General features: G+C 40.3%; 8 protein-coding genes and 1 pseudogene. 5 read left to right on the top strand and 4 right to left on the bottom strand.

Going from position 1 to position 14,777, the window contains the following annotated elements; all coding sequences use genetic code 11:
- Positions 1 to 35 precede the first annotated feature (35 nt).
- From entS to fes, 4 genes are read right to left on the bottom strand one after another with little or no spacing between them, the layout of a single operon-like run.
- Positions 36 to 1,286: an enterobactin transporter EntS gene (entS, locus tag HL290_RS05295; protein WP_198495828.1), complete on the bottom strand. Its 1,251-nt coding sequence runs from the start codon at positions 1,284 to 1,286 to the stop codon at positions 36 to 38.
- Entirely contained in the window at positions 1,283 to 8,437 is a 7,155-nt protein-coding gene (locus HL290_RS05290; RefSeq protein ID WP_198495827.1) for a non-ribosomal peptide synthetase, read from the bottom strand. Before HL290_RS05290 ends, entS begins: the two co-directional genes overlap by 4 nt.
- 12 nt (positions 8,438 to 8,449) lie before the next feature.
- A complete protein-coding gene (locus HL290_RS05285) occupies positions 8,450 to 8,665 on the bottom strand; it encodes an MbtH family protein (RefSeq protein WP_198495826.1) in 216 nt (71 codons plus the stop codon).
- A gap of 29 nt (positions 8,666 to 8,694) precedes the next feature.
- Positions 8,695 to 9,897 (bottom strand): enterochelin esterase, encoded by a 1,203-nt coding sequence (gene fes / locus HL290_RS05280; RefSeq protein ID WP_198495825.1) that lies wholly within the window; start codon positions 9,895 to 9,897, stop codon positions 8,695 to 8,697.
- A gap of 267 nt (positions 9,898 to 10,164) precedes the next feature.
- Between fes and HL290_RS05275 the strand changes: the two genes are divergently transcribed.
- The 5 genes and pseudogenes from HL290_RS05275 to HL290_RS18595 all read left to right on the top strand — a co-directional run bounded on the left by HL290_RS05275 (position 10,165) and on the right by HL290_RS18595 (position 14,770).
- On the top strand, positions 10,165 to 10,935 hold the full coding sequence (locus tag HL290_RS05275; protein ID WP_198495824.1) for an SDR family oxidoreductase: 771 nt from the start codon (positions 10,165 to 10,167) through the stop codon (positions 10,933 to 10,935).
- Between the two features lie 44 nt (positions 10,936 to 10,979).
- Positions 10,980 to 12,218 carry an isochorismate synthase MenF gene (locus tag HL290_RS05270; protein ID WP_198495823.1) on the top strand — a complete coding sequence of 413 codons (1,239 nt, stop codon included), beginning with the start codon at positions 10,980 to 10,982 and terminating at the stop codon, positions 12,216 to 12,218.
- A complete protein-coding gene (locus HL290_RS05265) occupies positions 12,215 to 13,879 on the top strand; it encodes a (2,3-dihydroxybenzoyl)adenylate synthase (RefSeq protein WP_198495822.1) in 1,665 nt (554 codons plus the stop codon). The genes HL290_RS05270 and HL290_RS05265 overlap by 4 nt, the downstream gene beginning before the upstream one ends.
- A gap of 21 nt (positions 13,880 to 13,900) precedes the next feature.
- A pseudogene (locus HL290_RS05260) lies at positions 13,901 to 14,551 on the top strand (isochorismatase family protein); the annotation flags it as partial.
- A 30-nt stretch (positions 14,552 to 14,581) separates the two neighbouring features.
- The gene (locus tag HL290_RS18595; RefSeq protein WP_371864194.1) at positions 14,582 to 14,770 is read left to right on the top strand and encodes a phosphopantetheine-binding protein; all 189 of its coding nucleotides are present in this window, start codon (positions 14,582 to 14,584) and stop codon (positions 14,768 to 14,770) included.
- Positions 14,771 to 14,777 lie beyond the last annotated feature (7 nt).

The following is a 14,777-nucleotide window of genomic DNA, read 5'->3' as shown; positions in this document are numbered from 1 at the left end:
AGAAGGCAACGAATTGCCTTCTTTAAAATTATAGCTTAATTTTCTTGTAATTTAGGATCTTGGAATCCTGTTTCACGCATATCTTGAGAATTGAATAAGAACATAAATCCTACCGCAAAACTTAATATGCCGAAGAAGAGAATGCTTCCTGATATTGGTAAAAACCGCGTTAAAAGTCCTAAAGTTGTTGTGGCAATCGAATCGCCTAAGGCATCTTGAGCAAGCCAGATTGCATTAATACGCCCTAAATATTCATCAGGCGTATGTCCTTGCACAATGCTGTATTGAAGTAAGTTGGCAATCGACATCAAATATCCGAAAACACATAAAATTGGCAAAGTCACGATTAACCAAGGTGAAAGCCCAATCATAATCATGCAGCTAAAGACACCTAAACACGTGTAGAGCATGACCAAGCCTGGTCGCAGTAATTGTGTTGTCCATCCACTGATTAAGGCACCTAAAGTCGAACCTAAAGGTACGGCCGAATACATAAGACCGAGCTCAAATGCACCGCCGTGAAAGATTTCATCTGCCATTTGCGGAAAAATAATGCGAATAGCACTGCTAAAGCTAAGCAATGTTCCAATTAAAATTGTGCTGCCGACCACTTTATTTTTAAAAACGAATTTAAACCCTTGAACTAATTGGCGAAGAGGACTCTCACCATTAGCTGCATGTTGTGGTTTAAGAGCAGGTAGTCCCATCAATAAAAACACGGTAAGCAAGGTACCTACCGTTGAGACCCAATACACGGTTGCAACGCCACTGACCGCAATTAAAATACCACCGATTGCAGGTGAAATAACGGTAGCAAGTCGTACGGATACCATGCTAATTGCACGGGCTTGTACAATATTTTCGCGCCCTACAATCACAGGCATGATCGCCATCATTGCGGTTACACCCAAAGCACCAAAAAACCCATCCCATGCTGAGAGGAAATAAATAGCATAGAGCGAAGGTTGCTCAAACATGGCATTAATCGCAAGCCCCGCAAAACCTAAACCACAAACACTACGGGCCAATAAAATCAGCCATTTTCGATCTTTGCGATCTGACAGCAAACCGCCTAGCAGCAAACCAATAAACATGGCTATGCCTTCAAAGGCCATTGCAACAGCAACATTTAACGAACTACCAGTTAAGTCATAGACTTGTTTGGGAATGGCAACCACGAGCATACCAATAGTTAGTAATGAGAGCGTGCGTGCAATAAATACATGTCGAAAATGAGCATTTCGTTTTAAAAGACTGAAATCGGTCAATATTGATTTAAAACTCATGGCATTTGCTCCTCTAAACCGCGTGCCTGACAAATCATGCGATTTAAAATTGGGCCAAGGGTTTCAAGCTGCTGCGGAGATAATAAATCAGTATGGTCTGCATCACTTAGGCGAACAATATTGAGCTTTTTAACTAAAGGAGACCATTGTTGTTCTGGTTGGATATATGGAAGTAAATCTTTTTCAGCAACAACTAAATGTAGTTCACCTTCAAAATTCGGCATCTTATAAGGTTTTAATAAACGGACTGCATCGCGATAGTTTGCGAAAATATCCTCTTGTAAACGGCGAGTTTCTTCGTTTAGCGCCGTATCTGCATCGGCCAGAATATCATTGAAGAATTGAAGCTGTTCCTGTTCAGCTTCAGCATTCATTTCTTCTACAGATAAATCTAACCACTGATGAATTTCGGCAGGGTAAGTGTCTAACAAGCCGAGAAAATCAACCTGTTCACCTTGTTCAGTTAACTTCGCTGCAACCGCATAAGCCACAGTGCCGCCAAGTGAATAACCTAGTAACGTATAAGGTCCTGTTGGTTGTTGCTTACGAATAATCTCAAGTTGTTTTTCAACCAATTCGGCCATATCAGTACTATTTGCCAATAGGCCATCTGGTCGAGGTGACTGCAACCCAATAATTGGTAAGTCGGAATGCAAATAACGATTCAGCACCGTGTATTGCCATGCAGAACCAGAACCTGGGAAGAAACAGAACAATGGATGCCCAGAACCAGAACGGATTGGTAAAACAGGTTGCATACCAGTTTGTTCAACTTCTTCTAAACGTTCTTGTGTAAGAAGCAAAGCCGCTAAACGTTGAATCGTGACATGACTCATTAACTGACCAATTGGAATGGTCCGCTTAAATACTTTTCGGATTTCAATTGCAAGCTTCATGACCAAAATGGAATGTCCACCAATGGCAAAGAAATCTTCGTTCACACCAATATTCTGATCCGTATTTAAAACTTGTTGGAAAATACGTGTCAGTTCATGTTCAAAGGCAGTTGTGGCGTACTGTTTTTCTGTATTTGAAGTATCAAGTTGTGGTCGCGGTAGTGCTTTACGGTCCAGCTTACCATTATGACTTAATGGGAATTTCTCAACTAACATATAGTGTGTTGGCAACATATAAGCAGGAAGCTGTTTAGCTAAGCGTTTTTTTAATTGATCAATATCCACAGATGTCGCTGTTTGCAAATAAGCAACTAGTTGAATGTCTGCTTTATTTTGCTCAGAAACAATAGGGTGGACAATCACATCATCTAACCCACTGGCTAAACGTAGCTGTTGCTCAATTTCACCAAGCTCAATCCGTTGACCCCGTATTTTTAGCTGATCATCTGCACGGCCTATATATTGAATACTGCCATCTGCGTGCCAACGAGCAACATCTCCGGTGCGATACATTCTTTGACCTGCGACAAACGGGTTTGCCACAAAACGAGTTGCTGTTAAGTCTGCACGATGTAAATAACCCATGGCGAGTTGATGGCCTGCCAAATAAAGCTCACCGTCCACCCCAACAGGTACTGGACGTAAATATTGATCTAAAATATAAAGCTGGGTATTCCAGACCGGATAACCAATCGCAATGCTATTTTCTTCAGGATTTAGCACTTGCGTTGCATCCATATAACTCACATCTACGGCAGCTTCGGTTGGTCCATATAAATTATGTAGTTCACAGCTAAAGTGCTCGGTAAATGATTTTGCTAAAGCTGTTGGTAAAGCTTCACCACTACAGAACACTCGGCGAACTGGCAAACTTTGTCTTTGAGCAAGTGACAAAATTTCTGTTGCTGCATTTTCAAAAACAGCCAGCATTGATGGTACAAAATGTAATGTGGTTACCTGATATTTTTGAATGAGATTTAATAATGCCAACGGGTCACGGTGTGCATCCACAGGTGCCATAACCAATCGAGCACCGACCAGATACGACCAGAAAAATTCCCATACAGAAACGTCAAAAGTACATGGTGTTTTTTGCAAAATCGTATCGGCTGCTGAGAGTGGATACTCCGATTGCATCCATAAAATACGGTTCACAATGGCTTGGTGAGAAACCATGACACCTTTGGGTTGGCCAGTTGTACCAGAGGTATAAATTAAATATGCCGGATGTTGTGGGGTAATAACTGTTGTTTTATAGCTACTTAAATCAACCTTTATTTCATCAAACAACTCATCAAAAGCAAAGGTGGCTATTGATGGTTGAGCAATAGTGGTTAGATCTTTTTGTTCACCAATCAAAATTTTAGATTTTGCATCTTGCAACATAAACTTGATACGTTCAGTTGGGTGTTGCAAATCGAGTGGTAAATAAGCTGCACCTGCTTCAATCACCGCTAAAATAGCAATACTCAGTTTGACCGACCTTGGTAGGGCAAGGGCAACAATATCTCCCGCCTGTACACCTGCAAGTTGCAATTGCTGTGCTAAAGCACAAACTTGCAAACGCACTTCACTAAAACTGAGCTGATGAGTTTCATCACATAACGCCGTTTGTTCAGGAGTAATACGAGCTTGCTCTCTGAGTAATTGCTGTAATGTTGTTGGGCGAACATAATATTGAGTTTGATTTGTTTTCTGGATTAATTCACGTTCTTCGGCAAGTTGTAGACGATAATGGCCTAAAGCAGTTTCTGGTTCATTTAGTGAAATTTCAATAAATTGAACCATACGCTGTAGGAAATGTTCAGGCTGATCGATTACACCACGTTGCTCGAGTAGTAATTCAATTTGATGATCAGGGATAACTAACAAAGCAAGCGGGTAATGGCTATAACCACGATTTGTGAGCTTAGAAATAGCCGCATCGCCAAGTTTTTGCTGTAAATACTGGTTATCTGGGTAGTTTTCTACGACTAACAAACTATCGAAAAGATTACCTTGCTCCATTAATTGCTGAATTGCGCCCAGTCCTAAACCATCGTGTTCTAAATGTTCAACATGCAATTGCTGTAACTGAGTTAATTGTTCCCAAAGTGTTTGCTGCATGTTCAACTGTACGCGTACTGGAATCGTATTTAAAAACAATCCAATCTGCTGCTCTAAGCCATTGATTGGCGCTGAACGCCCAGAAACAGGTGTGCCAAACACAATGTCTTCACGATGAGCATAAATATTTAAAGTCATTGCCCAAATCATTTGCATGAAGACATTTAGCGTGATGCCTTGTTGGCGTAATTTATGTTGAAGTTTCGCACCCAACTCAGCACTTAAACGATATGAAGTTTCCTGTACAGCTTGCTGTGGTTGATTAAATAAAATAAGTGGCTGCAAATCAGCTAAATCACGTTGCCATATTACTTTTGACGTTTCATGGTCACGTCCAGATAAGGCTTTAATCACCGTTTCATAGCTATGTTTAAGCGCCGGCAGTTGTTGGTTAGTTTGCTGATAGGCCTTAATAAAGTCTTGTAAGAACAGTGGAGTTGACCAGCCATCAGTTAGCAAGTGATGTACCATAATCAATAGTTCTGATTGTTCAGGAGCATGTTGAATTAAAGTTGCCTGAATCAGACCATAGGGTTGGTCAAGGTGAATCGGTTGTTGTAATACCTCTTGAATGGTTTGCTCAAGCAAATCGGGAGTGACCGAACAAAATTGAACTGGCCAAGCTTGGGTAGGGTGTAATGAATAGATAAAAACAGGTTCTTCTGCTAATTCGCTATCAAAATGTCCACCTAATTGAGGGTGACGTTTTAGTACGGCAATCAGCGCTTGCTGCAAACGTACCGGATCAATGTCTCCATTTAAGCTAAGACGAGTAAAGGCATTATAATTCGATTGTTTTTCTATTTGAGACAAGAACAGCATGCCTTTTTGCAAAGGAAGTAAAGGTAGAATTATGCTGTTTTTTTCATATTTTTCTTGAACCTTTTGTTCTAGGTCTGCTGAAAATAACGGTTTTGAAATGGCCGTTTGTTGCTCATCTAAACGTGTCAGATGCGGTACCAGAGCAGCAACTGTTTTGAATTGGAATACATCACTTGGTCTTAAGCTGTAGCCATGCTGCCGTAGTTGAGTACACACCATGATGGCAGAAATGCTATCGCCACCTGTCATAAAGAAGTCGTCATCAATCCCAATAGTATCTAGTTTGAGCACAGATGCGACAATCTGACATAAAAGCTTCTGTTCTGGTGTTTCTGCCATACGACTATGACTGCGAACCTTCGGACGCGGTAGGGCTTTTTTATCAACCTTACCACTTACATTTCGGGGAAATTCAGCCATGACTGTGAGGGCTGAAGGCACCATATATTCAGGTAAGTTTTGACGTAACTGACTTAAATATTGCTGACTTAACTGCTCACTTATTTTTTCATCGAGTTCGATGTCTTTGACAACACAGTAACCGAGCAAACGATGGCTGTTATTAATTGGCTCTGCAATGACGACAACACTTTCAATATTTGGTAAAACGGAAAGCGCATTTTCTACTTCACCAATTTCAACCCGATAACCACGAATTTTAATTTGGTCATCGCAGCGCCCCATAAACTCAAGCTTGCCAGCCGTATTCCAACGCACTAAATCACCTGTACGGTACATGCGCTGTCCATGTTCAAATGGATTGGCAACAAAACGAGCAGCACTCAAGTCAGCACGACCTAAATAACCATTAGCAATACCAAAGCCAGAAATATAAAGCTCACCAATCACGCCAGTGGCACATCGCTGTAAATGTCGATCAAGTACATATGCTTGAGTATTACCAATTGGATTACCAATCACCGGACGTGATGTGTGCTTTAATTCTGCACGGAAAGTATCAACCGTATACTCTGTTGGGCCATATAAGTTATGTGCAAAAAGATCTGGCTGAGCATTAAGCTGTTGCCATAAAGCTAAAGGCGCAGCTTCACCACCAATTAAAATCAGGCTTGGGTGATGCTGACCATCCGCAAATAAGCCATTGGTAATCATTTGCGCGCAAAAAGATGGTGGTAAATCTAATGTATCGATTTGTCGTTGCTGAATTTCCTGAACTAAGCCAAATGCATCGCGGCGCATGTTTTCATCAAAAATATGCAGCTCTTGTCCCCATAACATCCAGAAAACTTGCAACCAAGATGAATCGAAAGAAAAAGAATGTGTATGTGCTGCGCGTAATGGACGATCAGGAAAACGCTGCTCTACAGCATTAAGTACAGGCCAATAAATTGTAGGTTTATGCGATAAAATCAGGTTGAGTAGCGAACCATGTGTGTTCATAACACCTTTCGGACGACCGGTACTGCCTGATGTAAAAATCACATAAGCCACATCCTGAAAATCGAAATTACGACTCTGGGTAGGAATATCACTTGTTTCTTGTTTTTGAATCTGTTTTTGAATATCCATATGGTCAAGATGTACTTGCTGAATATTTTGAGGCAATTGGGTTGAAAGAGCCTGCGTTGTAAGAACAAACAATGGATTGGCATCTTCACACATCATTTGCATACGATCGATTGGATAATCTAAATCGAGTGGTAAGAAGCTTGCACCCGAATTTAACACCGATAGCATCACAACCACTGAATCGATAGAACGGGGAATAGCACCAGCAATAACTGTGTGTTTCTTTGCACCATTTTTCTGTAAAAAACGGGTAAGTTGGTTCACCCGAATTGCAAGTTCAGAAAAACTAAGTTGTTGTAGATGTGGACGTTCACCACTAATAATTGCAATACGTTCCGGATACTTTTGAACTTGTTCATAGAAGATATCTAGAACATTATTATATTGTTCAGGATGGTTAACACGAGGGCCTATACCACTTTTTGTGAGCGCACTAAGTTCTTGTGGTGTACTAATATTAAAACTGCTACATGGGTGCTCTGGTTGTAATAACGTCTGCTCTAATAGCAGTGTTATACGCTGACCATGCATGAGTAACTCATCTTGAGTATAACGCTGTGCATCCGCACGTAATTCGATAATGAGTTCATGATCTTGAACAATAAAAGAAAACTCAAAATCATCAATTGGTCCTGTTGAGATATGATGTGTTTTGACCTTTTCGCCATCTAACACCAAGTCTTGATCAAAAGCTTTATAGTTTAAAATTGGACCATACATCCGTTCATGAATGTCGATACTGTTTAAATCTCTTAAAATTTGTTCAGCATCGTATTTTTGATGTGGTCGAACTTGTTGTAATTGTTTTTGAACATGTTGAGCCAAACTAACCCAACTGTCTTTTTCAGCAACATTAAACTTCACAGGCAGTACATTTACTGTGGGTAATGTTGAGCGAATCGCCTTTGAGCCTAAACGGCGCATAAATGGAATGCCATTAACCAATTCGGCTTTATCTGTCATTTTGTAAATATAATGTAATGACAATGACATCATCATGTCATTCAAAGCTAATTTAGATTGCGCAGCTAAGGTCTGAATCTGCTCTAAAATTCCTGTAGAAAAACGCAGCTGGTGCTTAACAAATTGGGCTGTTGTTTTCGAGGCTAAGTGGTGTGTACTTAAACTAATAGGACTAGGCAAGTCTTCACAGTAAGCCTTCCAAAAAGCTTGGTCTATCTTAAATTGATGGCTATTTTCATAAGCTTGGCGCTCTAAGATGACCTCATTAACATCAATAAAAGGTGAAGAACTAAGATCTTTTCCAGCTTGTAATTGTTGATATAACTCAACAATTCGTTTTGTGAGATTAATCATGCTAAAACCATCAAGCATGATGTGATGATAACGTTGATACCAATACACTTTGTCGTGTGTAGTAAACAGTACTTGACGGAACAGTTGAGATTCACCAGCTTTAAGTGATTTAGCACATTGACGATCTGATGGCATCCAATCCCATAACCGTTGCTGAGCTTTTTGAGGGGTTAAATGGCAAAAATCAAATTCTTCGATTCGAATCTGGACTTGGTTATTAAGCTCAATAAATGGTTCTGCCGGATCTGATGAATATGAAGCAATCACTGTGTCAGCTTCATTTAAACCCATTTGAATGGCTTGCTTAAACATTGAAATATCAATAGATTTTGGTAACTCTAAGCAGTGTGCAATCGTATATAAATCTTCAATAGAACTTAAATGATCGGCAAGAAAAATACCGAGCTGGGTAGAGGCCAATTCAAAACGAGCTGGTTGTGAAATATCGGAAGTAAATTCATTATTTAATGCTTGATTCATGACAATACTCCTTTACGCTTGCTGAAAGGGGTTAATCGCAACCCAGTGCTTTTCTACATACGCAATACACGAAGCCCGTGTATCTGGACCATGTTGAACGTCCCAACCTGATGGCACCTCATGTTGGGCCGGCCATAAACTGAATTCACCTTGCTGATTTTTTAAAACCTGAAAAGACAAACTTTCATTATCGAAAGGATTAATATAGTTTTCCTGTAAGTTGCTCATGATATTGTTATCCTTGATGAAACAAATGGTTATAGTGAAAGAATTTTTTGCAATGCCTTAAGCAAGTCTGCACGCCAGTTCACCGCATCGTGGCCGCCTGAAAAAGTTCGAAAACTCACTTGATTGAATGATTGCAATTGTTGATAAAGCTGGTGGGCATCGTCCCGCATATCGGTTTCATACGTGCCTGCACTGATATAAATTTGAGTTGTTTTGGGTAATGGATGAGATAAATTTAGTAGTTCTAAAAGGCTACCCTTATGGTTTCGTCCCAACGCGCTGTTAGAAAAATCTGACCACCAATAAGAGCCAGACTGCAAAATCAGCGATGTAAAAACTTTTGGGAAAAGCAGTGAGCTATGCAAAGTGCATAAACCACCTAAACTTTGACCGCATAAGGTAATGTTCGTTGTTGAAATAAATGAATATTGTTCTAAAAGAATTTCTAATAATTCGTTTACAAGCGCCTGACTAAATACATCATGGCAACCATAATCTTGTCGACGTTGTTGGCTGTTTAAACTATGGATAAATATGTATGCAGCTGGACGGATCTTTTTTAAATCCGTTAAGTGCTGAAGATCGGGAAGAATTGAAAGCTCTCGACTCCAGATTTGGCCATCAAGAAAAATAACGAGCGGTAATGTTTTTTGAACTGCCTGACCACTAATAAAAACATCAACTAAATAATCTTGTTGACATAACACGCTTGACCACTGAAATGTCTTTGTAATAGGGCAAAGGGTGGTGGGTAATTGTTTTGTCTTTTCGAGTTGAACTTGATTAATGTAACGAGCCAAGTGTCCGCTATAAAACTGCTGATGACTTAATGAATCAATCTGAGCATTCTGTTTAAGCTGGGTTTGCCACCATGATCGTCGCGTTGCCGCACAGTTTGTTTGTGGTGCTTCCTCACTAGCTGTAACTACAACATAACTACCAGCCCAAGCCACAGGAAGTTCTATTTCAAAAAAGTACACATCTGTCCCAGTTATATGGCTAAAACGATTCCACTTTTGATAGATAGATGGGCTTTGTGAATAGACATCGATATAAACGAAGCAACGCTCTTCGTGCTTGGGCTTGTGCCAAACAAAAGTGCAAGAAGTTTTATTATTTGTTTGCACAGTAACAAGGGGATTACCTAATTTTTTAACGGTATTCCACCAAGTTTCACTTCCAACATTTGATTGTTGAAATAGTGGATGTAAAGGATGAGAAAATGGCTTCATTTTGAGTCCATCTCGACAAGAAAGCGCGGTCAAATTATCAGAATGATTATCATTAGTAAATGAAAACAATTATCATTATAATCAATAAAAAAAGATGAGTTTTATTAATATTTATTAAAAACAATATTTTAAGTTGAAATTGTGGTTAATAAATAACTTAATTTAGATTGTAATCTTATGTTTGATATTTATCGCTCTTGATAATAATGATAATTATTTGCAATTATATTGCGCAATTTAGTGATCAAATCAGACGGGAGTAAGAACATGAGCTCTACCATCGTAGTCACAGGCGCTGCAAGAGGTATCGGAGCTGCTATTGCAAAGCAATTATTGCAACAAGGGTATCAAGTGATCGGTATTGATCAGCAAGAAAACCCAGAACAATGGGAAATCAGCAAAAATCTGACATCAGATGAATGTTTACGTTGGCAAGGCATTTCACAGGACATTACACAGCAACAAGCCACTCAAAAGCTTATTGCCGATCTTTTAGAAAAGCACAACATTACAGGTTTAGTGAACGCGGCAGGGGTCTTGATTATGCGTTCTATGCTTGAAGCAAAAACAGAAGACTGGGAAACACTTTTTGCGGTAAATGTCATGGCTCCTATTGCGATTAGTCAACAACTTGCCAAACATTTTTGTGAGAAAAAACAGGGAAGTATTGTCACGATTAGCTCAAATAGTTCACGTATGCCACGGATACAACTTGGCATGTATGCAACTAGTAAAGCTGCGCTCAGCCATTACTGTCGTAATCTTGCGCTTGAAATCGCACCTCATCAGGTACGACTCAACATTGTTTCACCTGGCTCAACTTTAACTCAAATGCAGCAGCAGTTATGGACGGACAATGCGCCGCCACCAGCGGTAATTGATGGCGATTTAAGCCAATACCGGACAGGCATTCCTTTAAGAAAATTAGCCCAGCCTGAAGACATTGCAAATACAGTCAGCTTTTTACTTTCCGATCAAGCAGCACAAATTACCATGCAAGAAATTGTGGTTGATGGGGGAGCCACTTTAGGCGTTTAAACACTCATTCATTACAACAAAATAACGGTATAAGGAGTCACGAGATGTCGGCACAGCATCCGTATTTTATCCAACGAGAAAATTTTACTGAAAGCCATGTTGCACTTGCTCAAGAGGTTCTAAAGTGCGGACATGATGCGGGTTTTATTTTTACCACGCCAGAATACACAATCAATAGTCATGAGAAATTACAAGATATTCAGGTCGCTGAAAATAGCCTTTTAAAAGACTGGCTACAAGAAGCTCGAATTCAACTACAGCAGGCGATTACCGACGGTTATAAAGACGTCAAGATTATGGGCGGACTGCCGTTTTGCTCGGCAGCAGATGTCAATTTAATGCTCATGCAAAATGCAAAAATATGTCAGAAGGTCCTCTATGCACAATCTGATATAGATCTTAGTTCTTTAAGATTAAACAAGGCTGATTACTTCCCGTTAGGTGAACATTATCAGCAGCAAGTTGAATATCTAGTTCAGCAAATGCAGGCAAAAAAACTGGATAAAGCCGTTCTAGCCCGCATTTTACAACTTGAATATGAACAAAATATTCCAGTCTCAGACTTATTTTATAATTTAGCGAAGCATAATCCTGAAGGTTATAACTATGCAGTCGCAAGGCATCCTCAAAGTCAAGGTTGGTTTGTTGGTGCAAGTCCAGAACTATTAATTGCAAAGCAAAATACAAAAATCTGGAGTAAACCCGTTGCAGGTACATTGGCTCGTGATGATGATCCAACTATAGACCAAAACAATGCTAGAGCTTTACTTGCCTCACAAAAAGATCAGCATGAGCATGCGCTCGTAATCGAAATGATTGCAGATGAGCTCACACCTTTTTGCAAACAATTACATGTTCCTAAGCAACCATCTCTCATTCGTACCAAACGTCTTTGGCATTTAGCATCGCACATTACTGGCGAGTTAAAACAAGCCGACACACATGTTTTTGATCTCATTGAACGTTTACATCCAACGCCCGCAATTTGTGGTGAACCGAGCTCAGTAGCCAAAGATTTAATTCAACAACTTGAACCATTTAACCGTGAATTATTTGCAGGAACGATGGGCTGGGCAGATGAACAAGGTAATGGTGAATGGTCGGTGACGGTCCGTTGTGCCCGAATTCATCAAAATATTGCCCGTTTATTTGCCGGTGCAGGCATTGTGGAGGCTTCTCGTCCGCAAGCTGAACATGCTGAAACTGCCGCTAAATTTCGTACTGTGCTGGATGGATTCCACATTTCACCAAACCAATTGCCAATTCAGGGATCAAACATATGACAACACAGGTTTATTTGGATGGTGCTGTGCCATATCCAGCAGATTTCGCTGAGATTTACCGTAAAAAGGGTTATTGGCTTGGACAAAACTTGAGTGATTTCTTACATGAAAGTGCTCAAAAATACCCGAAAAATATTGCAATCTATGATGGTGACAAAGCCGTTAGTTACTCTGAGTTTGATTATTTAGTCGATTGCTGTACAAGCCATTTATATCAACATGGCTTACGTGCGGGTGACAAGGCAGTTATACAAATGCCGAACCACTATCAGTTTTACGTTTTATTTTTTGCACTTATTCGGCTTGGTGCACTACCGGTAATGTCTTTACCCGCACATCGCTATGCTGAACTCAGCAGTTTTTTCAAACAAACTCAAGCAAAAGCTTATTTCTGTGCTGATTTTGGTGCACAAAAATTTGACTACCGAGAGCTTGCCGAAAAGCTTCAGCAAACAGCTTCTTGCTTACGACATGTATTTGTACTTGGAAATGCAGGTAACTTTGTTGCCATTCAAGACCTATTTAAAGAAACCAATATTTTGGATGAAGCCATCTCGCCAACTACAGCAGATCAGGTTGCTTTTTTACAACTTTCAGGTGGAAGTACTGGTGTTCCTAAACTGATTCCACGTACCCATGACGACTACCTATACAGTGTTCGTGAGAGTGCCAAAATCTGTTGTCTGGACCAGTCATCACGCTTACTCATGGTTTTACCTGCGGCACATAACTTCTCAATGAGCTCAGCTGGTTCTTTAGGTATTTTTTATGCAGGCGGAGCGGTTGTTTTAGGAACTGACGCAAGTCCTGACACGGCATTTCCCTTAATAAAAAAACATAGTGTTACTGATGCCTGCCTAGTTCCCGCATTAGTTCGACCTTGGATGGATAAAGCTGCAAAAGATCAAGCCCCAATCTTATCAACATTGCGTTGCTTACAAGTTGGCGGAGCTCGATTACCTGATGCAGTTGCTTCACGTTTAATTGATGAGTTTAAGGTCAATCTGCAACAAGTCTTTGGAATGGCTGAAGGGCTTGTGAACTACACCCGTTTTGATATGACGAAAGAGCAAATCATCCATACACAAGGCTTAAAAATTTCTGAAGATGATGAAATTTTAGTGCTAGATGATAACGATCAACCAGTAGAAGCTGGGCAAGTGGGGCATTTGCTTACACGAGGCCCATATACCATTCGCGGTTATTACCAAGCACCAGAGCACAATGAGCGCTCTTTTACTCCTGATGGTTTTTATCGTACTGGCGATTTAGTTCGTATTCGTGAAGATGGCTGCATTGTTGTCGAAGGCCGTTCTAAAGAACAAATTAATCGTGCTGGGGAAAAAATTGCGACCGAAGAGGTTGAACAAGCTCTATTAACCCATCCGCAAATTCGCCTAGCGGCTCTGGTCGCTATGCCTGATGAAATCATGGGTGAAAAAAGCTGTGCCTTTGTTGCGTGGCAATCTCAAAGCGATGATCCAAGTCCAATTCGTCTTGCGATGTCAGTACGCCAACACCTTAAAGACTATGGCCTTGCGACCTACAAAATTCCAGATCGCGTGGAATTTATCGAGCAATTTCCATATACAGCCTTTGGAAAAATCGACAAAAAACGATTGCGTCAACAACTTGAAACTAAAACCAATGTTCTTGCTTAAAGATAAAAAAGGAAAAATTTGATGAGTATTCCAAAGATTGCCAGTTACAGCATGCCCCAAGCACACGAATTTACGGCGAATAAAACACATTGGCAGTTACATACCAATCGTGCTGTTTTATTAGTACATGATATGCAGCAATATTTTTTAGACTTTTATGATCAGACCCAAGCACCTATTCCAGAATTGATTAAAAATACCAAAGAACTGATTGAAACTGCACGCAAGTTTAATATCCCTGTGGTCTATACCGCCCAGCCTGGTAACCAGACGCCAGAACATCGCCAGTTACTAACTGATTTCTGGGGAACTGGTCTAAAAGATGATCCAAATATTACCCAAATATTGCCGGAAATTACGCCTCAGAAAAATGATACTGTTTTAACAAAATGGCGTTATAGCGCATTTAAATTTTCTCCACTTGAGCAACTTATGCGTGAGTCAAACCGAGATCAGCTCATCATTTGTGGTGTCTATGCACATATTGGTTGTCTAATGAGCGCAGCAGAGGCATTTATGCTGAACATTCAACCATTTTTATGTGGAGATGCACTTGCTGACTTTAGCCGTGAAGAACACGATATGGCTTTGAAATATGCCAGTACACGTTGTGGGCAAATCATGACAACTCAACAAGTCACTCGTTCGTGGGAACTTGAACAAGCCGCATCACCGTTAACCCAAGAAGGTATTGTCTTGGCAGTGAGTGAACAGCTACAGATTCCTGTATCAGACATCCAGTTAAATGATGATTTACTCATGCTTGGACTTGATTCAGTACGCCTTATGACACTCGTGGGTAAATGGCAAGCTTACGGCGCTCAGGTGAGCTTTGAAGATTTAGCCGAACAACCAACTCTAGAAGTGTGGATTGATAAGCTAGTCGCTTAAATTCAAA

The sequence above is a fragment of the Acinetobacter sp. AC1-2 genome, assembly GCF_016124155.1.
Lineage (GTDB): Bacteria > Pseudomonadota > Gammaproteobacteria > Pseudomonadales > Moraxellaceae > Acinetobacter > Acinetobacter calcoaceticus.
This window is presented reverse-complemented; position numbering and strand designations above follow the sequence as displayed.

Excerpts from the sequence above, each read along its gene's own strand:
- entS (WP_198495828.1), bottom strand. The coding sequence starts at position 1,286 with ATGAGTTTTAAATCAATATTGACCGATTTCAGTCTTTTAAAACGAAAT.
- HL290_RS05290 (WP_198495827.1), bottom strand. The coding sequence starts at position 8,437 with ATGAATCAAGCATTAAATAATGAATTTACTTCCGATATTTCACAACCA.
- HL290_RS05285 (WP_198495826.1), bottom strand. The coding sequence starts at position 8,665 with ATGAGCAACTTACAGGAAAACTATATTAATCCTTTCGATAATGAAAGT.
- fes (WP_198495825.1), bottom strand. The coding sequence starts at position 9,897 with ATGAAGCCATTTTCTCATCCTTTACATCCACTATTTCAACAATCAAAT.
- HL290_RS05275 (WP_198495824.1), top strand. The coding sequence starts at position 10,165 with ATGAGCTCTACCATCGTAGTCACAGGCGCTGCAAGAGGTATCGGAGCT.
- HL290_RS05270 (WP_198495823.1), top strand. The coding sequence starts at position 10,980 with ATGTCGGCACAGCATCCGTATTTTATCCAACGAGAAAATTTTACTGAA.
- HL290_RS05265 (WP_198495822.1), top strand. The coding sequence starts at position 12,215 with ATGACAACACAGGTTTATTTGGATGGTGCTGTGCCATATCCAGCAGAT.